At 61.7% G+C, this 18,400-nt stretch carries 17 protein-coding genes and 5 pseudogenes; 8 read left to right on the plus strand and 14 right to left on the minus strand.

Features of this window, described 5'->3' with window-relative positions; genetic code table 11:
• Positions 1-128: 128 nt before the first annotated feature.
• From ACMV_RS18765 to ACMV_RS18800, 8 genes and pseudogenes are all read right to left on the minus strand, one after another.
• Positions 129-401 carry a type II toxin-antitoxin system RelE family toxin gene (locus ACMV_RS18765; RefSeq protein ID WP_013635096.1) on the minus strand — a complete coding sequence of 91 codons (273 nt, stop codon included), beginning with the start codon at positions 399-401 and terminating at the stop codon, positions 129-131.
• A complete protein-coding gene (relB, locus tag ACMV_RS18770) occupies positions 385-609 on the minus strand; it encodes a type II toxin-antitoxin system RelB family antitoxin (RefSeq protein WP_013635097.1) in 225 nt (74 codons plus the stop codon). Before relB ends, ACMV_RS18765 begins: the two co-directional genes overlap by 17 nt.
• Positions 610-877: 268 nt before the next feature.
• Positions 878-1,192 (minus strand): annotated as a pseudogene (locus tag ACMV_RS18775) (IS1634 family transposase); the annotation flags it as partial.
• Positions 1,189-1,605 carry a type II toxin-antitoxin system VapC family toxin gene (locus tag ACMV_RS18780; RefSeq protein ID WP_013635099.1) on the minus strand — a complete coding sequence of 139 codons (417 nt, stop codon included), beginning with the start codon at positions 1,603-1,605 and terminating at the stop codon, positions 1,189-1,191. The gene ACMV_RS18780 and the pseudogene ACMV_RS18775, both read right to left, overlap by 4 nt.
• Positions 1,602-1,862 carry an antitoxin gene (locus ACMV_RS18785; protein ID WP_013635100.1) on the minus strand — a complete coding sequence of 87 codons (261 nt, stop codon included), beginning with the start codon at positions 1,860-1,862 and terminating at the stop codon, positions 1,602-1,604. The genes ACMV_RS18780 and ACMV_RS18785 overlap by 4 nt, the downstream gene beginning before the upstream one ends.
• A gap of 90 nt (positions 1,863-1,952) precedes the next feature.
• Positions 1,953-2,870 carry a hypothetical protein gene (locus ACMV_RS18790; RefSeq protein WP_013635101.1) on the minus strand — a complete coding sequence of 306 codons (918 nt, stop codon included), beginning with the start codon at positions 2,868-2,870 and terminating at the stop codon, positions 1,953-1,955.
• A 98-nt stretch (positions 2,871-2,968) separates the two neighbouring features.
• On the minus strand, positions 2,969-3,676 hold the full coding sequence (locus tag ACMV_RS18795) for a P-loop NTPase (RefSeq protein WP_013635102.1): 708 nt from the start codon (positions 3,674-3,676) through the stop codon (positions 2,969-2,971).
• Positions 3,673-4,161, minus strand: coding sequence for a hypothetical protein (locus tag ACMV_RS18800; RefSeq protein WP_013635103.1), 489 nt, complete (start codon positions 4,159-4,161; stop codon positions 3,673-3,675). The genes ACMV_RS18795 and ACMV_RS18800 overlap by 4 nt, the downstream gene beginning before the upstream one ends.
• A 336-nt stretch (positions 4,162-4,497) precedes the next feature.
• On the opposite strand from ACMV_RS18800, the gene mobF reads away from it, so the two are divergent.
• On the plus strand, positions 4,498-7,494 hold the full coding sequence (gene mobF / locus ACMV_RS18805; protein WP_013635104.1) for a MobF family relaxase: 2,997 nt from the start codon (positions 4,498-4,500) through the stop codon (positions 7,492-7,494).
• Positions 7,495-7,660: 166 nt separating this feature from the next.
• On the opposite strand, the gene ACMV_RS21050 is transcribed toward mobF, so the two are convergent.
• A complete protein-coding gene (locus tag ACMV_RS21050) occupies positions 7,661-7,945 on the minus strand; it encodes a PIN domain-containing protein (RefSeq protein ID WP_148361046.1) in 285 nt (94 codons plus the stop codon).
• Between the two features lie 118 nt (positions 7,946-8,063).
• Positions 8,064-8,309, minus strand: a complete 246-nt coding sequence (locus tag ACMV_RS22065) for a type II toxin-antitoxin system Phd/YefM family antitoxin (RefSeq protein ID WP_013635106.1) — start codon at positions 8,307-8,309, stop codon at positions 8,064-8,066.
• 203 nt (positions 8,310-8,512) lie between these two features.
• On the opposite strand from ACMV_RS22065, the pseudogene ACMV_RS21670 reads away from it, so the two are divergent.
• A pseudogene (locus tag ACMV_RS21670) lies at positions 8,513-8,661 on the plus strand (recombinase family protein); the annotation flags it as partial.
• 70 nt (positions 8,662-8,731) lie between these two features.
• Here the strand turns inward: ACMV_RS21670 and ACMV_RS18820 are convergent.
• Positions 8,732-10,465: an IS1634 family transposase gene (locus ACMV_RS18820; protein WP_013635107.1), complete on the minus strand. Its 1,734-nt coding sequence runs from the start codon at positions 10,463-10,465 to the stop codon at positions 8,732-8,734.
• A gap of 205 nt (positions 10,466-10,670) precedes the next feature.
• On the opposite strand from ACMV_RS18820, the pseudogene ACMV_RS18825 reads away from it, so the two are divergent.
• Positions 10,671-10,916: pseudogene (locus ACMV_RS18825) on the plus strand (IS110 family transposase); the annotation flags it as partial.
• A 364-nt stretch (positions 10,917-11,280) separates the two neighbouring features.
• Positions 11,281-11,421, plus strand: a pseudogene (locus tag ACMV_RS22130) (IS1380 family transposase); the annotation flags it as partial.
• Between the two features lie 6 nt (positions 11,422-11,427).
• On the opposite strand, the gene ACMV_RS18830 reads toward ACMV_RS22130, so the two are convergent.
• Positions 11,428-11,805 carry an IS630 family transposase gene (locus ACMV_RS18830; protein WP_013635109.1) on the minus strand — a complete coding sequence of 126 codons (378 nt, stop codon included), beginning with the start codon at positions 11,803-11,805 and terminating at the stop codon, positions 11,428-11,430.
• Between the two features lie 164 nt (positions 11,806-11,969).
• Between ACMV_RS18830 and ACMV_RS18835 the strand changes: the two genes are divergently transcribed.
• The 4 genes and pseudogenes from ACMV_RS18835 (at position 11,970) to ACMV_RS21685 (ending at position 15,801) form a co-directional block, all read left to right on the plus strand.
• Positions 11,970-13,853: a ribonucleoside triphosphate reductase gene (locus tag ACMV_RS18835; RefSeq protein ID WP_013635110.1), complete on the plus strand. Its 1,884-nt coding sequence runs from the start codon at positions 11,970-11,972 to the stop codon at positions 13,851-13,853.
• Positions 13,840-14,547 (plus strand): anaerobic ribonucleoside-triphosphate reductase activating protein, encoded by a 708-nt coding sequence (locus ACMV_RS20435; protein WP_013635111.1) that lies wholly within the window; start codon positions 13,840-13,842, stop codon positions 14,545-14,547. The genes ACMV_RS18835 and ACMV_RS20435 overlap by 14 nt, the downstream gene beginning before the upstream one ends.
• Before the next feature lie 245 nt (positions 14,548-14,792).
• Positions 14,793-15,290: pseudogene (locus tag ACMV_RS22070) on the plus strand (ISAs1 family transposase); the annotation flags it as partial.
• A gap of 34 nt (positions 15,291-15,324) precedes the next feature.
• The gene (locus ACMV_RS21685) at positions 15,325-15,801 is read left to right on the plus strand and encodes an ISAs1 family transposase (protein WP_049796650.1); all 477 of its coding nucleotides are present in this window, start codon (positions 15,325-15,327) and stop codon (positions 15,799-15,801) included.
• 60 nt (positions 15,802-15,861) lie between these two features.
• Here ACMV_RS21685 and ACMV_RS18850 read toward each other — a convergent pair whose 3' ends face one another.
• Positions 15,862-16,878 (minus strand): IS1595-like element ISAcr1 family transposase, encoded by a 1,017-nt coding sequence (locus tag ACMV_RS18850; protein WP_007421341.1) that lies wholly within the window; start codon positions 16,876-16,878, stop codon positions 15,862-15,864.
• A gap of 54 nt (positions 16,879-16,932) precedes the next feature.
• Positions 16,933-18,048, minus strand: coding sequence for a tricarballylate utilization 4Fe-4S protein TcuB (tcuB, locus tag ACMV_RS18855; protein ID WP_013635113.1), 1,116 nt, complete (start codon positions 18,046-18,048; stop codon positions 16,933-16,935).
• Positions 18,049-18,400: the final 352 nt, after the last annotated feature.

The raw sequence follows: 18,400 nt of genomic DNA on the forward strand, positions 1-18,400 counted from the left end.
CGGCGGTCGCAACGCCCTCGGCAACGACATGCATGCCTATATTTAGAGCGTTTTTATTTAGAGCGTTTTTCGATCAGTCCGGGTCATATCCGCATGAGCTGAAGTAGTTGGCGCATTCGCGTGTGCGCTCAGCGCTTATAAACTTCGCGTCGGTTGCCGATTCTGACAATGAGGATACGCAAAGCGCCGTCCTCGATGCTGGCGATAATTCGCCAGTTGCCTACGCGGTACTTCCAGAAATCCCCCAGCTTGGAACCTTTAAGGGCTTCGCCAATGCTGCGTGGATTGTCTAGCGCAGCAACCCGGTCATGGAGAAAGGCGAGAATGCGGCGAGCGGTTTGCTTGTCGATTTTATCAAGTTCACGATCGGCAGCAGGATCGAGCTCAATCTTCCAGGCCATACCGCTTCATTACATCTTCGAGCGGAACGGTCTTGGTTTTGCCAGCCCGCAAGTCAATCAGGCGTTGTTCCGCAAGATATAAATCTTCGAGGTCGTCTAAATGCTCCATGATCGCTTCACGGACGTAAAAGCTCTTGGCTCGGCCTGTAGCCTGGGCCAACGCATCAAGGCGGCTCTCGATTTCAGGGGGAAGGCGGACAGCCAGCACGGTAAAAACTCCTTTTGTTATACATGTATAGCATCGGCTCACCGCCCCGTAAAGTTTATTTGCCCTGAAGAGCCGTTCATGGGGTCGTTTGCGGGAGGGGGCGAAATCCTACGCTAAGCCGAGGACGCGCTTCCCATAGTCTCTGAGAGCCTGAATCTGAATGGTAGTATGGCTATTTGTGACCCAGAAGTTCTAAACTTAAGTTTTCATTGATTTGAACCCGAATTCCCTGCATTTATCGACAAACTTTCTGATCTGATTTTGCTGCTTACTGGACACGCGTGGGATCGATCCCGATCAGGTCGAAGACGGCGGCTTGCAGTGGTGTGGGCTTTGCCAGGGTGGTGAAGGTGGCATTCGGCGCCTTGGGCAGGGCGGCGGTGTTGAGCGTCTGGGTCGCGAGATGCGCCATCATGTCGGTGAAGCTTGAGATCGGCAGGCTCTGATCGTTACGGCGTCGGCCGCGCTTGCGATTGGCGACCGGCGACGAGCGTTCGGCCTCGGCTCCTGTCCGGTCGTGATCCTGGAACAGCAGGGGCTTGAGAGCATCGCGCAGATGCCACTCAACGTAACAGACCATCATGCGGGAGACGGCATCGTCCAATCGTCGACCGCCAGCCCGTCGATCATGCGGAACGCCTGATCGTTGGTCACCAGGACGGATCCTGTGGCGATGGCGTGGGCAGCGATCAGCAGATCGAGCGGCCCCATGGTCCTGCCGGTAGCCGTCAGACCGGCGCGGAGGGTGCCGTAAATTCCTGCCGTGGAGCTATCCCAGGCCAGGACATCGATCCGTCGCAGCAATTCCTTGACTACCTGATGCAGTGCGGTTGCCTTCGGCCGTCTAGCCAGGCCAAACAGCAACTCGCCTTCGGTGATCACGGAGATGCACAAGGTGGCCATGGGCATTTCGACCACGCGCCGGGTGACCGCGGGATGCTGCCTGATCAGATGACTTACCGTGTTAGTGTCCAGCATCCGCCGGTTTGGTGTCATTCCGGCCAGCCGGCGAAGGGATCGCGCTCTTGAACGCCCTGGTTCCGCTCTGACCGATCAAGAAAATCAGCCGGCACTTTTGTGTTACGGAGAATAGCGAAAAACCCTTCCCAATCCGCTGGTCGTCGGGACAGGATGACGTCACCGCTATCGGGATCGCGGCGGATGAAGACCTCGGCGCCCTCGAAGCGATAGGCCGCGGGCAGGCGGACGGCCTGGCTTCTGCCGTTATTAAAGAGTTTGGCGATCTGGCTCATGATCCCTCCGGAGTTTCTGACATGATATATACCATATCGGCGCAGTATTACAAGATATATACCATCATTTGTGGGGAGAAATGCCGCCGGTCATTTCAGGAACCAGCCGTAGATGGAGCCATTTTTTGTCTGGTAGGGCAGGCAGAGCGGTTTGCCGCCTCTGGTCTTGATTTTCCATCCCTGTCCGGAGCAGGTTGCGAGTTCGCGGATAAAACCAGCCTTGTAGAGTTGGTAGGCGAGCATGCCATCTGGGGTATTGGCCCAGGAGGCGCGGAGTTTCTGGTCATGGATGTGGGTGAGCAGATCGGCTTTGCCGGTGCGGTAGCCGTGCTGCCAGCCCTGGCGGTGAGCGATGAAGACCGAGGCACCGAAGGTGATCGCCGCGATGACGAACGCGATGGCGAAGGTACGGAGGCTGGCCCGGCGGGAACGGGCGGCTTCGATCTGGACCCGTTTGTCAAGGGCTTTTGAAGTGGCGTCGGCGGCGAGGCTCTGCCAGTGCTGGATGAAATGGTCGCGGGTTTCGGTGGCGCCCGCGCGGAGATTGTTGGCGGCCTGGTCGAGCAGGTCGGTGGCCTGACGGAACGTCTCGGCGATCGCGCCATCCATCCTGGTCGTGCCGGTGGCGATCGTTTCAGCGATTGTGTCTTTTGCGGCGCCGGTGGCCTGATCGATGGAGCCGCGGAGATCGCGCCCGACCTCGAGGGCGGCGTTCTGGATGGATTTGGCAAGGGTGGGGCCGGCGCGGCCGATCTCGCGGGCGATGGCGGTGGCGGCCTTGCCGGCGTCGGCGGCGGCGGTTCCTGCCGCGGCTGCGAGGGTGGAGGCGGCGTCGAGCGTGTTGCGGATGGCGGCGTTGTGAGCCTCGAGGGTGATGAGGAGGAGCCAGCCGCTGTCCTGGTCCTGCAGGCGGAGGATCCGTCCGGCGCTGCGGATGCGGTTGATGGCCTCCTGATCGGGCGCAAAACCGGCGATTTCGCGGTAGGCGGTCTCGATATCGGTGGCCATCGACGGGCTGGTCCTTTGCGACGGGAGTAAGGTCCGCCGCGGCGCCGGCGAACCTGGGACTGGATGCTGGCGTTCTGGCGGCCTGGGGTTGGTCCGGTTCAGGCCCGGGCGGTGGTGAGCGGTTGAGCCTCGAGGAGGGGGGCAAAAGCCTCGGCGCAATCGGTGCGCCATTTTTCGAGGGCGATGCGTTCGAACAGCGGGGCCTGGGCAAGGATGGCGGCGGGGGAGCGGCGATCGGTCTTGATTGCGGTGGCGAGCGGTCGGGGCAGGATGGGGAAGGGGCGGAGCGTGCCGCCGCGGGCCTCGATCTCGGCGCGGATCCTGCTGTCGCGATAGACGGCGAAGCTGCCGGCCTCGTCGAAGAAACGGTTGCCGATGACGTCGACGCGCCCAGGATAGCCCTCCATGAAATCCCGCAGGGCGAGGAGGCTGTCGCGCTCGTCGTTGATCACCCAGGCGATGGCGAGCGGGATGGCAAGGGCTTCGGCGCCGCGGTGGAGATAGTCGCCATAGCGACGCATGGCGTCGTTGTCGCGGGCGCCGGCATTGATGACGCAGGTCTTGTCCTGATGCTGTTCGATGGCGTTGAGCATGGTCTGCCATCCGGCCTCGGTGCGGGTATCGGCGGCGAGGGTGGCGTTGATTTCGGTGCCGAGACATTTGGCGGCGTCGGGGTTGGCGGTATCGGTCTCGACCAGGAAGACGGGGAGATTGCGGGTGTGGCGGAGATGATCGGCGAGGGCGATAGCGACCATGGACTTGCCGACGCCGCCCTTGTTGCCGCCGACATAGATGATGCGGCTCATACGTCATCGCTCCCGATGGCGAAGGTGCCCGCGCCGACAGGTTTTTCTGTCACTGCCGGGGGAGAGCGGGCTGGCATCTTTGCTGGCGGCGCCGGATTCGACGGACGATCGGCCGCGTCGCGGGCAATGCCTGCCGCATCTTTACCGGGCTGTGACGATCCATGTGCTGTGGCTTCTCCAATCTTTGCCGCCGATCGTGCGGATGATCCTGGCTTACGGCTGCGCTTGCTGGCGAGGGCTGCGCGAATGGTGGCGGCGCTGGCGGCGAGGGGGGTGTTGTTGCGCAGCCAGGCGGCGATCTGGTCGATGGTATAGCCCTTGTCGCGCATGGCTCTGATCTCGCTGCTGAGAGCTTCGATCGCGGCACGCTTGGTCAGGAGTGCGGCATCACGGGCGGCGGGAAGCGCCTTCATCTGTGCCGCGATCGCCTTGATGTCGTCACGGCTGATTCCGGCGGCCGGCTTTCCCGATGTGTCGTCTGCCATGGCGCTTATCCTCTCCATTTGATCTCATAGTGATCGTTGCCCAATGTGACCCATGAGGCAATACCGGTCTATCACGTATAGCTAACCGAATATCGATCCAATATCGGCATCCACTCAATGGACAACCATATGGCAATCAGAGCCCTATTTTCTGTCTATCGACGACTAGCTGCGCTAGTCTTTTACACACAACCGCACCTATAATGCATGGCAAGTCCAAAACCGGGGTATCATGTCCCAGCCCCGGCAAGCAAGCGGAAACGGCCTGCTATCCTTCTGGTGATATCTGCCATGATGATCGACAGCGAAAACGGTGAAGACAGCGAGGACCGAACGATGATCTCATACAGCCACCTGACTGCGCAGGGCTCCGGGCAGGGTGCCGGGTCAGGTGGCGGGTCCGGCGCCAGTATTGCCGGCGTAGTCCGCTATCTTGAGGCGATGCGGCAGGACGGGCCGGTCGCGGAGGCGGAGCGCGGCGCTGCGGCGATGGGCTACTACCAGGGCCGTGCGGCGCCCTCGATGTGGCTGGGGGCCGGTGCGGCCGAACTCGGCCTGTCCGGTGCGGTGGACGGTGCGGCGCTGGCGGAACTGCTGTCGGGCTGTCTGCCGGACGGGACGGATCTGAGCGGGCGTGGCAATCGGACGGGAAGCCGGCGGCTGGGGCATGACCTGACGATCAGCACGCCGAAAAGTGTCAGCATCCTGGCGCTGGCGGGCGGCGATGCAAGGCTGCTGGCGGCGCATGACCAGGCGGTTCAGGTGGCGGCGGGTGAGGTGGAGCGGCTGATGGTGGTGGCGCGGCGTGGCAAGGCGGGTGCGGTGGTGGAGCGGACCGGGCGGATGGTGGCGGCTGCATATCGGCATGAGGACAGCCGGCCGGTGGATGGGGTGGCGGATCCGCAGCTGCACACGCATCTGGTGATCGCCAACATGACGCGGCGATCGGACGGGGTGTGGAGCGCGGCGTCGCTGGATTTTGGGGCGCGGAACGAGATTCTGCATATGCTGGATGTGGTCTACAAGGCGGAGCTTGGGAAACGGGTGGCGGAGCTGGGCTACGGGATCGAACGGACGCGTGACGGGTTCGAGATTGCCGGTCTGACGCGGGAGCAGATCGCGGCGTTCAGCCGGCGGACGGCGGAGATCGACCGGACTTTGGCTGCGGGCGGGCTGGACCGGGAGGTGGCGAGTGCGGCGCAGCGGGTGCGGGCGAATGTATCGACGCGGCTGGAGAAGGGCCAGCCCGGCGAGGTGGAGCAGCGCTATGGGTGGCGAGCCCGGGCGCGGGAGGTTGGTCTTGATCTGGATCGGGCGCGAAGCGCCGCCCTCGAGCGGGCGCGATCCGGTCTGGATCGTGGCGGCGCCGTGGAACGCGATGCCGTTGGCCCGGACCATGAGATGGAGATGGCACGGGAGGCAGTGGCGGGAGCGGCGCGGCATCTGGGCGAGCGGGCGAGCGTGTTCAGCGAGGCGGAGCTGGTACGGGAGGCGCTGCTGGCGGGGCTGGGCCGGGTGGGGTCGGCCGCGGTGACGCGAGCGATCGGCGAGCGTGCCGGTGGCCTGGTGGCCGGGACGGATGAGAGGCGCGGTCTGGTGTTCACGACGCGGGACGCGCTGGAAACCGAGCGGCTTGTGCTCGATGTGGTGCGGTCCGGGCGGGGTACGGCCAAGCCAGTGGCCGAGCCGGGCGCGATCGCGCAGGTGCTGGAGCGGCAGGAGCGAGACCAGGGCCTGGTGTTCACCGCCGGGCAGAGCGAGGCGGTGCGGTTCGCCCTGGGTTCGGCGGATCGGCATGTCGGGATCGTGGGGGCGGCGGGATCGGGCAAGACGCGCGCGCTGGCGGCGATCGCCGAAGCATACCGGGAGGTGGGCTACGAGATTGTCGGGCTGGCGCCGAGTGCCGCGGCGGCGCGCGAGTTGGGGCAGGCGGGCTGTGACCTGACCCAGACGCTGGAGGCCGGTTTGCGCCGGCCGGCGGCCGAAGTGGGTGGAGTTACGCCTGGGGCGCGGCTCTGTCTCTATGTGCTGGACGAGGCGGGGATGGTGTCGGCGCGCGATATGGACAGGCTGATGCGGCGTGCCGAGGCGGAGGGGGCGCGGACGCTGCTGGTGGGGGATCCGCGGCAGCTGGCGAGTGTGGAGGCGGGATCGCCGTTTCAGCAGCTGCTGGAGACGGGCGCACTGCGGCATGTGCGGATGGATGAAGTGCAACGGCAGCGCGATCCGGCGCTGCGGGAGATCGTGCAGCTGTTCGCGCGCGGCGACGCGGCGGGCGCGGTGCGTGCGGCGCAGCCCTATATGGCGATGGTGGAGAAAGACCGGCTCGCCCTGACAGCGGCCACGACTTATCTCGGCCTGACGCCGGCGGAGCGGGCGGATACACTGGTGCTGGCAGGCACCAACCGGATGCGCGAGGCGGTCAACGCGGAAATCCGGTCCGGTCTTCGGCAGCGGGGCGAACTCGACCGGGACGAACTGACGGTGCAAGCGCTGGACAAGGCGAACCTGACCCGGGAGCAGGCGAAGCGACCGCACGCCTACGAGCCGGGAATGGTGGTGGTGTTCTCCCGGGAGCTGAAGGACGGGCGGCGCCTGGTGGCGGCGCGGGGCAGCCAGTGGACGGTGGCCGGGCAGGCGGGCGATCACGTGATGTTGCGGCCACTGGCTGCCCCTGCCGGCGGGGCGGGCGCCCGGGAGATCGCCTGGCGGCCATCCGGCGAGATGGCGACCGCCTATCATGTGCGCGCGCTTGCCCTGGCCGAGGGCGAGCGGGTTGTCTTCCGGGAGAACGACCGCGCCCGTGGCGTCAGCAACGGCATGGGTGGGGTGGTAACCAGGCTGGACCGTGCGCGGGGCGAGGCGCTGGTACGGAGCGATGCCGGAGCGGAATTGCGGATCGGCGCGGATCGGGCGCAGGCAATCGATCACGGCTATTGCCGGACCATCCACAGCAGCCAGGGGGCAACGGTGGACCGGGCGATCGTGGTGGGGGAGGCGGGGCGGGTGGCGACGGCGCAGACCGCCTATGTGGCGGCATCGCGCGAGCGTTCGGTGCTGCACATCATCACCGACGACCGGGACAAACTGTCCGCCGCCTGGTCACGCTGGGCGGAACGGCAGACGGCGCGGAGCCTGCTGGCGCGGGAGGCCGAACGGGAAATGCCTCTCAGCGACATCAGCCGGGAACGGGCGCGGCAGAAGACCTTCGAGCAGGCACGGCAGCGGGCCGCCGAACTGGCCAAAGCCCGGGAGGTCGCCGGCGAGAAACAGGCCGAGGTCCAGAAACAACTCGAGCGCACCCGCGACAGGGGCATGGCGATGGGGAGATAGCTGCTCGCTTTTACTGGCGCCTGTGCTCGAATTCATCGCAGATTTCTGCTCGAATTACGTGATCGCAGGCCGGCCGGCGTGCTCGGATTATCTGCCTCGACGCTCGAATTATGTGATCGGTGCTCGATATCAGGCGGTCGTGCTCACATTCGTCGAAGAAACTGGGTTACGTCCCGAAAGCCGCTTTGGCGAACTCAGCGCCACCATCGCCAAAAGGATTGACGATGGTCACGCCGCCCAGTGTTCTTCCGGCCTGTCCATCTTCTGTGAAAAGGATCCGGCAACCGTGTTTTTTGGCGGTTGCCCAAATCATGGCCTCCCAGAACGACCATCCATGATGGATCACGGCATCCTGCCATTCCTGCACGATGTCGGCGGCCAGTGCGGCCGGTACTTTCATTTTCGGCCCGGTGAGAGCACGGAATAATTCGGCGAGAGATTGAAGCGTCAAGACGCAGTCCCGGCCCCGAGCACGGCGGGCGATGTCGAGGGCAATGCAGTGCCGGTCACCCGCGTCCCGGTCTACGGCGTAGACTAGGAGATTTGTATCAAGGGTGAAGCGCACAGGATCACCGATCGTACAGGCTGTCGCGATCGAAGCGGTGACCGCCGAGAGGCAGGCCTTTCTCGAGCGTGGCCAGCAGGCGATCCCAAGCTTGATCCCTGGCCTCATCGGCCGGCCGGCGGCCGAGCGGAGTAAGCTGGGCGACTGGAGCGCCACGGCGCGTGATGATCACAGTCTCTCCCTGAACAGCCTGTCCGAGGATTTCCGAGAATTGCCGGTTGGCATCGGCGGCTGATACGAGGCGAGGCATTGAGCGCTCCAGTAGTGATATGACTACTCTATGGAAGTTCTACAGGCCGGGCAATCGAAAATAGTTATATAACTATTTTATTGACTCATCTGGGTATACCCAAGAGAGGCGTCTTCGTGAGACGATTTTCCCGCTTCAATAGGATTGTTTTTGAGATTCTGATACAATAACGTGAAGACATCTAGAGCCTCGCGAGTCAATTCATGACTGCTTATAGCTATGCCCGTGTCAGCATGATCGACCAGGATCTCACAATCCAGCAGGAAGCCCTGCGGGCGGCCGGGTGATCCGTGCGGAAAAAGCCAGTGGCTTACGCCGCGGTGGGCGAACCGAACTGGCCCTCCTGCTAGACTGAAGTTTTCACTAATTTGAATGCAAACTCCCTGCATTTATCGACAAACTTTCTGATCTGATTTTGCCGCTTACTGGACACGCATGGGGTCGATCCCGATCAGGTCGAAGGCGGCGGCTTGCAGTGGTGTGGGCTTTGCCAGGGTGGTGAAGGTGGCATTCGGCGCCTTGGGCAGGGCTGCGGTGTTCAGGGTCTGGGTCGCGAGATGCGCCATCAGGTCGCTGAAGCTCGAAATCGGCAGGTTCTGGTCGTTGCGGCGTCGCCCGCGCTTGTGATCGGCGGCCGGGGATGTCGATGCGGGGGCAACCGGCGATGAGCGTTCAGTTTCCGCGCCTGGCCGGTCGTGATCCTGGAACAGCAGGGGCTTGAGGGCGTCGCGCAGATGCCATTCGACGTAATAGGCCATCATGCAGAGGAAGACGTGGGCACGCACCCGCGGCGAGAGCCAGTGATGCACCGGGCGGATCGCGAGATCGACCGATTTGAGGGACCGGAACGCCCGTTCCACCCGTGAGAGATCCTTGTAGGCTGACACCGCCTCGGTCTCGCTCATGACGTCCGCGCTCACACTGGTGCGGATGACATAGATCCCGTCGAGGGCCGCCTCGCGCGCGATGCTGGCGGCGTTGCGCTGGAAATCGAAGCGGCTGGCGGTGATGGTGAGATCGAAATGCTTGGCCATCTTGCGCTGGTTGATCACCGCCCCCACCGCCAGCCCGATCGCGGCCTCGCCATGAAGAGGAGCGCGTTTGCGCCGTGTCGCATCCCGGATCCGCGCCAGTTCCGTCTCGGTGGCCACGAGCAGCGCCTCGCGCTTGCGCCGTCGTTCGGTCGCCAGGGCGGCGTTGCGACAGGCGATCAGCCGCTCGCCCGGATAATCGGGCGACGTGATCGCGGCGATATCGCGCTCGTCGAACAGCGACATCTGCAGCGGTCCCTCGGCAAGATCCTGGATCTGCCCCGCGCGCAGGCAGCTGATCCAGTCCAGCCCCGCCGGCTTGATCGTCTCGCGGATCCGCGCCGTGGTGATCATTCCGCGATCACCCACCAGGACGACGCGCTCGAGATGGAACCGGCGCTTGAGTGTCTCCACCTGGGCGGCGACCGTCGCCGGATCGGCGGTGTTGCCTTCGAACACTTCCACCGCGATCGGCCGCCCCTCGCGATCGCACAGCAAGCCATAGACGATCTGCGGCCGATCGGGCCGGTGATCCCGGCTGTATCCGTGGTGTGCCAGTTCGCAATGCCGGCCTTCGAGGTAGGATGAACTGACGTCGTAGAGCACCAGCGTGCCGTCGCGCAGATGGCGCCTTGCAAACTGCCGTTCGATCCGCCCCTGCTGCGTGCCCAGCCAGTCCAGCGCCGCATAGATCTCGCGCTCTTCAATGACACCGAGATCGAGCATCTGCCCGAGGCTCGATGTTGCGGTCTCCGGGTTCAGGCCGCGCAGGGTCGAGAGCTTCGATCCCGGCGCGATCACCCGGCCGGCGATCAGCGCCAGGGCGAGACTGCGCTCGCGCGACGCCCTCCGGCCCAGCAGGCGAGGTATCCCGAGCTTGCGCATCATCCCGAGTGCCGCCGCCACATGACCATGCGGCAGCGAACGCCGGATCTCCAGCGCCTGATCGGCACCACCAACCACCGCGCCACCCGCGAGCAGCGCTCGTAGGCCATCGATCAACGCGGGCGGCATCTGGCTCAGATTGGCGATGGTACGCTTGTGAACCTTCCGCCCCTCGCGGAAACTCTCCCGCAACAGCACGGCCGGCGCCGATCGGCCATTCGGAACCACATCGATGAACATAACCCGAGCGAATCACAGATCGAGTCGCACCGCAAGCCCCATTTATGGACACAAAACGCTCGCAAGAAATCAGCGCTACGCGAGGCTATCCGCCACGTTCAGGTCATTCCCAAGTAAAAACTTCAGGCTAGACTTCCTCAATGCCGGCGACACGCTGGTCGTCACCCGGATCGACCGGCTGGCCCGGTCGGCTGAAAGACCTCCAGGATACTCCAAGATCGGCGATGTCGGTGTCCGTACCGTGCTCTACGAAGCGGCGAACGTCATTCTCACCCGACCGGTGAAGGGATCGCGGCTGAAGAGTTGGGCCATGCGCGTGGCCGGCCGTGCCGGGATGCGCAAGGCCAAGGTCGCGCTGGCCCGCAAACTTGCCGTCGTGCTGCATCGGATGCTGGCCGACGGCACCGCCTTCGATGTCACGCTGGCCGCCGCGGCGCGCGCATCGGCATGAACGACGCATAGCACAGGAGGACATCTCGAGTTCGGGCGAGGCTGACATCTCTCGTCCGGAGCAGGTCCCGTCGCCGGGACGATGGATCTGGTCAGGTCGCAAATGCGGGAGCGGCACCATCGGATGACCGCGCGTCCCTAGATTGACCGACCGGTCCTTTCAGACCCCATGAGGCAGCGGCCTCGCGCTGACTGCGGACAGAAGCAAGACCCTGGCGACGGATCCTCGCTCAACGAGGGATTGACATCCAAGGGCCCGTTACAGAAGCCCGCATTATGCATGAAGGTTGGCGAGCATAGCGTAAACCGTTGATTTGATGTAAGAAATTGGTGTCGAGACCAAATCTTCATCAGCACGGAACGCGATGCCCGCCACGGTTGAAACTACCCCATGCCTCCCCGGTCTGTCACCTGTCGCCGGCAAACCGGTGCTGGCCCGCTTCGACGGCGAGATGCTGTCCTCTGAGAGATCTTCCTGGCCTTCAAACCACGCCCACCGCCGGCTCAGGACGTCAGGGCGCTCCTGCTCGGCGGCGCGCGCGGTCTTTTTTGCGCGTGATACGATGCCGCTGGAAGAAGCGCCTCAGCGTCCCGTAACCGAATTGGTGGCCCTGTGTGGCCAGCGCACTGCGCAGTTCCTCAATCGTCGCATCGCGCATCTGCTCCAGCAGGTCGAGAACCACATGCGCCTGCTTCTCGATCCGCCCGGAGCGTCGGTCGCCACCATGTCGACCGGGCTTCAGGTTCCTCTGCGCGCTCAGCAGGCTGCGCCACCGACTGACGCTCGCTGCGCTGACACCAAGCCGTGCCGCCGCCTCGCGGTGCGTCGCTCCCTGTTCCACAGCCGCCACCACACGGCCCCGCAGATCCTCCGAAAGAGTCTTTGCCATTCCTGCCGGCCTCCAAACTCCGGCAGATAGCTTCAATCAGATTTCAACCGCTTCCGGTACCCCAGCGGTTCAGATGGTTCGGCTACCGCTCTGATCAAAAGGCTACATATTGCGATTATAATCGATTCGTGCCACTATATATTGAGAGACGCGGAGGATTTCTGATGTGCGATACAGCGGTTGTAGGGCGGGGATTTGCTCAGCGAGTAACCGAGGGTTTTGCTACGCAAAACGTCGTCGATCCCATTGCCACACTTGAAGAGTACCTCAATCGTGAAGACTGGCGGGTTAAGGCCAATGCCAACCAGAGTTACTCGCTTGGCGGATTGATTCTTCACGGCGCGGCAAAGCTCGTTGCCAATTACTGGCTCGATCATATTTATCCACCTGAGGTCGGCCGCGCCCATCGGGAGGCTGACCTCCATCTCCATGATCTGGATATGCTTGCTGGCTATTGCGCCGGCTGGTCCCTACGCACATTGCTCGTGGAAGGCTTCAACGGCGTCGCGGATCGTGTCGAGGCGTCGCCACCGAGACACCTTTCAAGCGCGGTCGGCCAAATGGTAAACTTCCTAGGCACAATGCAGAACGAGTGGGCCGGAGCACAGGCATTCAGTTCTTTTGACACCTATCTCGCGCCGTTCGTGCGCAAGGATGGCCTTTCCTATGCCGAGGTTAGGCAGAATATCCAGGAATTCATCTACAACCTCAACGTTCCATCCCGCTGGGGAAGCCAGACGCCATTCACCAATATTACGTTTGACTGGGTATGCCCCAAGGATCTCCGTGATCAGATACCCCTGATTGGGGGCAATGAAATGCCCTTCCGCTACGGCGATCTGCGGGCGGAAATGGACATGATAAACCACGCCTATATCGAGGTGATGAGTGCCGGTGATGCCAACGGCCGCGTCTTCACCTTTCCAATCCCGACCTATAATATCACGCCAGATTTTGATTGGGATTCGGAGAACGCCGAACGTCTTTTCGCAATGACCGCGAAATATGGATTGCCCTATTTTCAGAATTTTCTGAACTCAGATCTCGAGCCCCATATGGTGCGCTCGATGTGCTGCCGACTGCAGCTCGACCTGCGCGAATTGCTCAAGCGCGGTAACGGCCTGTTCGGATCAGCCGAACAGACCGGATCGATCGGGGTCGTGACGATCAACTGTGCACGGCTCGGCTTTCAACACAGGGGTAATCGTTCAAGTCTCTTTGAGAGGCTCGATGTGTTGCTTGCGCATGCATGCGACAGCCTGGAGATCAAGCGGCAAGTGATCGGGCAATATCTCGATGCCGGTCTGTTTCCCTATTCAAAACGCTATCTCGGAACCCTGCGCAATCATTTTTCGACGATCGGCGTCAATGGAATCAACGAAATGATCCGCAATTTTACAGCGGATACCGACGACATAACGACGCCGGTGGGACATCGGATGGCCTGTGACCTGCTTGACCATATTCGGGCCAGGATCATCAGCTTCCAGGAACAGACCGGCCATCTCTACAATCTTGAAGCAACACCAGCTGAAGGAACCACCTATCGCTTTGCGAAAGAAGACCTGCGCCGATATCCGGAAATTCTTCAGGCAGGTACTCCGGACAAGCCCTATTACACAAATTCCTCACAGTTGCCTGTCGGGTTTACCGAAGATCCTTTCGAGGCGCTTACCCGTCAGGATGAACTACAGGGTAAATATACCGGCGGCACGGTTCTGCATCTCTATCTCGGCGAACAGATCTCTTCCTCCGCGGCCTGCCGAGACCTGGTGCGGCGGGCACTGACGCGCTTCCGGCTACCCTACCTCACTGTAACCCCGACCTTTTCTGTTTGTCCGGTGCACGGCTATCTTCCAGGCGCGCATCATCACTGTCCGCGCTGCGCCGCGGAAGAGCCTGCCACAATCCCACGCGCGTGTGAGGTCTGGACGCGTGTGATGGGTTATCATCGTCCTGTTTCCTCGTTTAATATCGGTAAACAGAGCGAATTCACCGAACGGCGGTTTTTCGTCGAACCCAGAGCCATGTGCCATGCCACAGCCTGATGAGCCGCAGATCGGTGGCTGGGCGCCGTTCACCACCCTTGATGTTCCCGGACGCCTTGCTGCGACGTTCTTTCTCCGTGGCTGCCCACTCCGTTGCCGCTATTGCCACAATGCGGATTTGCAGGCACGCCGAGGGACTTTTCCCTTACGATGGCTAGAAGCGCTGACTTGGCTTGATCAGCGACGTGGTCTGCTTGATAGTGTTGTCTTCAGTGGCGGCGAACCAACGATGGATCGGTGCCTGGAACAGATGATACGTGACGTTCGCTCATTGGGGTTTGAGGTCGCTCTGCATACGGCCGGCGTTTCGCCGAAACGTCTTGGGCGGGTACTGCCTTTGCTCCAGTGGGTTGGTTTGGACATCAAGGCGCCGTTCGGCGACTATGCTCGGATCACTGGCTCCGAGGCGAGCGGTGCCCGAGCGCGAGTCGCCCTTGCGATGCTCCGTGAAAGTGGCGTGCCGTATGAAGTGCGGACCACCGTGCACCCAGCGTTGCTGGATGCACAAGTGCTTCAGACTCTGGCGCTCGATCTCCGAGCGAGTGGCATCGGACGGTGGGTGCTTCAGCCGTTTTGTGGCCGTGGCTGCGTGGAGCCAGCGCTAAGCGCAGAAAACATCAGCATTGCGACATCTCTTGTTACACACTTGCGACGGATTATTCCAGAAATCGTCGTTCGTACGAATGGTTGTTGATCGAGGACCATTTTCTGGATGGGTAATCTTACAAAGTTCGTGCTTTCGCTGAACAAGAGAGGCGCGAGAAATGGTCAGCATTTGTCCCAGCCGCTGTTCCAGACGTCGCTCCATCAGCTGGGCTGTTCAACGCTTTGGCCCGAGTTGGACAGTGGGTGGGCGAGAATTGATTTTTCGGGGAGCGCGGGGATTCCCGACGGGCGGGATTTCGGATTCTTGGGAAGGCAACCGATCCGGAGGTTGTCATGGTCGCGTTCAGTTCGTTGCTCGATATACTGGCAGAGGTCCCCGATCCGCGGCGCGCGGAAGGCAAGCTCTACAAGCTGCCGCATGTCCTGCTGTTCTCGATCCTGGCGATCATCAGCGGCAGTAACTCGTATCGCGGCATCGTGACCTTCATCGACGTTCATCGCCGCCGGCTGAACCGCAGCTTCGGCCTGAAATGGCGTCGCGCGCCCTCGCACACGGCGATCCGCTACATCCTCCAGGGGCTCGATCCGGCCGCGGTGGAGGCCGCGTTCCGACGCCATGCGGCACAGCTGCAGGCGGCCAGGGCCAAGCCCGGCACGGCCAGCATCGCCCTCCACGGCAAGACCCTGCGCGGCAGTTTCGACAGGTTCCATGACCGCACCGCGGCTCATGTGCTCAGCGCCTTCGCCACCGACACCAGGCTGGTGCTCGCTCATGTCGACATCGGTGAGAAATCCAGCGAGATCCCTGCCGCCCAGGCGTTGCTCGCCGAAATGGGCATCGCCGAGGACGCAATCGTCACCCTCGATGCCCTGCATTGCCAAAAAAGCCTTCAACGTCGCCCAGACAGGCAACATCCGCCTCATCGTCCAGGTCAAGGACAATCAACCGACGTTGAAACAGGCGATCCACCATATCGCCGCCATCATTCAGGTCGAGCGCGCAATCGCCACACGCAATCCCGAAACCGGGCTGCTCAAGCTGGCACACGATACCACCTTCTACGTCGCCAACACCTCGCTCACCGCCGCCATCGTCGCAAAGGCCATCCGCGCACACTGGGGCATCGAAAATTCCTCCCACTATGTCCGAGACGTCACCTTCGCCGAGGATCGATCCCGGATCCGAACCAACCCTGGCGTCATCGCCCGATTGCGCAGCTTCGCCTTCAACATCCTGATGAACAGCAAAGCCAGCGCCAGCACCCTCAGCCAGGACCGCTACCGCGCAGCTCTCGCCGGACTCGATCACCTTCTCGCCCTCATTACTATCCCAAAGCGTTGAACAGCCCTGCCGAGAACCCCATCCACGTAACGGTAACGTTGAACCTTGCCTATCCGGTTGTTACCCACACCCACTAAATGTAGGGTGTGTCCATTCCCCGGAATAAAGCTCGTCAAAGGTTGGTGCGGCTGCCCTACCCGCGATTCCGAGCAGCGAGCGGAACGCGTTGAAGGGATAGAGGCGCCGGTTGAACCGAAACGTGAATTCATTGAGGTAGGCTTGTAGATGTTTGGCGCTGACCCCGTGATGGATGCCGTTGATCCAGGTCTTCAGGTTGGTAAAGACCAAGTGGACGATCGGCAGGAATTCTTCTGCCACCTCCGGGTCGCCGCATTCGGCGATTGCATGGTGGTCGAACCCGCGCCTTCCGAGACCGGCATAGCCGCTCCAGTCGTCGGTAACGATCAGCGATCCGGGAGCAACGGCGTTTTCGACGAATCCGCAGAGCGAATTGGCGCTACGGTCGGGGACAACAGCGAGACGAACGCGTCCCGCGTAGCGACCGTCTTTCCGATTGTCGAGCTTGGTTCCCGGTTTCCGGTGGCGCACCTCCACGGCACAGGCGACGAGAACCTTGTGATGGACACCCCGTCCATCGCCTCGGGTTCGTCCTCCAACCCACGTTTCATCCACTTCGACGTGTTCTTGCGGCGTGTCGCCAATCTTGTCGCGCTCGGGGCGCACCATCCCGGCGCGCAGCTTATGAAGGATGCCGAAGGCGGTCTCGTAGCGCGACAGGCCGAGTTGCCGCTGAAATTGGACGGCCGACATTCCGGGCGTCTGGCTGGCGATCAAGTAAGCCGCCCAGAACCAAGTCGACAGCGGCGTGTGACTGCGTTCCATAACGGTCCCAGCCATCAGGCTTACGTCTTTGCGACAGGCCCGGCAGCGCAGAACGCCCGGGCGCGCCTCGAAACGGAACGGCTCGCCAACGACGCCGCACCTTGGGCAGGCGAACCCTCCATTCCAGCGGGCGCTTTCGAGATAGGCGGCACAGGCCGCGTCGTTCGGGAAAATACGCTGGAATTCCGGCAGAGACTGCGGGAACGGCAGGTCTTCACGGGCCAGGACATCCATGCCCAACACTAGATCTAGTAGGTATGGGAGTCAACCGGATAGGCAAGCGTTGAACTACGGAGAGCAATTCTTTCGGTCGAGTTGTGAGCGGTCGGCGGCGGCGCGAAGCAAGGCAAGACTACGGTATAAGCCATGGACAAATTTGCTGTAGGGAAGCAGCAGGAATAGTGCGAGGATAATGCCCAGATGGAGCGCAAGCAGGACGCCCATGGCGGCTGTCGTGCGCATAGCAAGCAACACGAGGCCGGTCATCGCAGCTAGCCAGAGCAACACGAGCAAGGCAAAGTCAGTGCTCATCAGCCGTGCCACAGCAGGGGCAGGATCACTGATTATTTTAACCCAGATAAGCCCCGATGTGCCGATAGTGATCCCGATGCCACCAATCGTGCCGAACAAAACTGGTAGGCTGAATAGTGGGTAGGGTGCCGGCTGGTCGAAGAAATGTGCATAAATGGTCGCGGTACAGGTCGCCAAAAAACAGAACAAAAAACCATAGGCCATGGCATGATGGAATCGTCGCCGCAGGATCGAGAAGCTTTTATCGTGATCGCTACAGTTCTGATCGCCTCGACCGAGGTTTTGAAGTGTCGCGATATCGCGCATTGCGTGCATAATAACAGTCAGTTTGATCCACTTACCCTTCCTGCCCGATTCTTGCCAAAATTTGACGCCGCTTACAGCTAGCGCAAAAACAGAGAACAGCAGGCTTCCACCAGCGATGCTGGCCATCAGCACCCAGGGGATAACCTGATAGAAGGCGCCTGGGCCACTCTGGGCACGTGTAATTGCCCCTGGGTGTGGGGGCAACAATAAAGTGGCTAAAAACACCAGCATGATGCTGACTAAGCAGGTGACAGATACGACTAAGCCGTTACGTCGAAACAAAGGTGCGAATAGGCCGGGCCAAACGAAGCGTGCGTGGCTCTCGTCTCTCAACTCCGCGAAACTCCGGGGTAAATTGATATCGATTGGCTCCGGAGCCTCCTGACAAGCGTAGTAGCAGCCACGGCAATTATGACAAAGATAAGCAAGGTAACGTAGATCGCCATCAGAAAATGCGCGCTGTAGTTCCATCGCTGGAAATACCGCACAATAGCTATCACAAAACCGGCAGGCGTTGCAGATTTCCGCGCCGCTTCGGACTTCCACTAGCGGGTCAATTTCAGGCATGCTTTCCTGCCTCCACGTCGGTGGGCCGCACGAAATCGGCGCCGGCAACCATGAAAATCTTACCTAAACTGAGCGCTTCCGAATGATACAAACGCCCAGTTCTTTATCGGTAGCAGCGGTCGTTTCTTGCGTTCGGTCGGATTAGGATGAGCGCGAATATCTCGGGATACAAGGGGAACTGCATGGGTTGTTGCCTTGCGGTCACTGCGACGACTTGTTCTGGGCGACGGCCAAGTCGGTCAAGAAGCTCATAACCAGGGCTGTAGTAGAGTGTTCGATTAACGGTTAGGCCGATCTGCTTCGGCTGTTGCCAAGCGGCATGGACTCGCCGTCGAGGTGCCGAGTGGTGTGA

This window comes from Acidiphilium multivorum AIU301, from assembly GCF_000202835.1.
Taxonomy (GTDB): domain Bacteria; phylum Pseudomonadota; class Alphaproteobacteria; order Acetobacterales; family Acetobacteraceae; genus Acidiphilium; species Acidiphilium multivorum.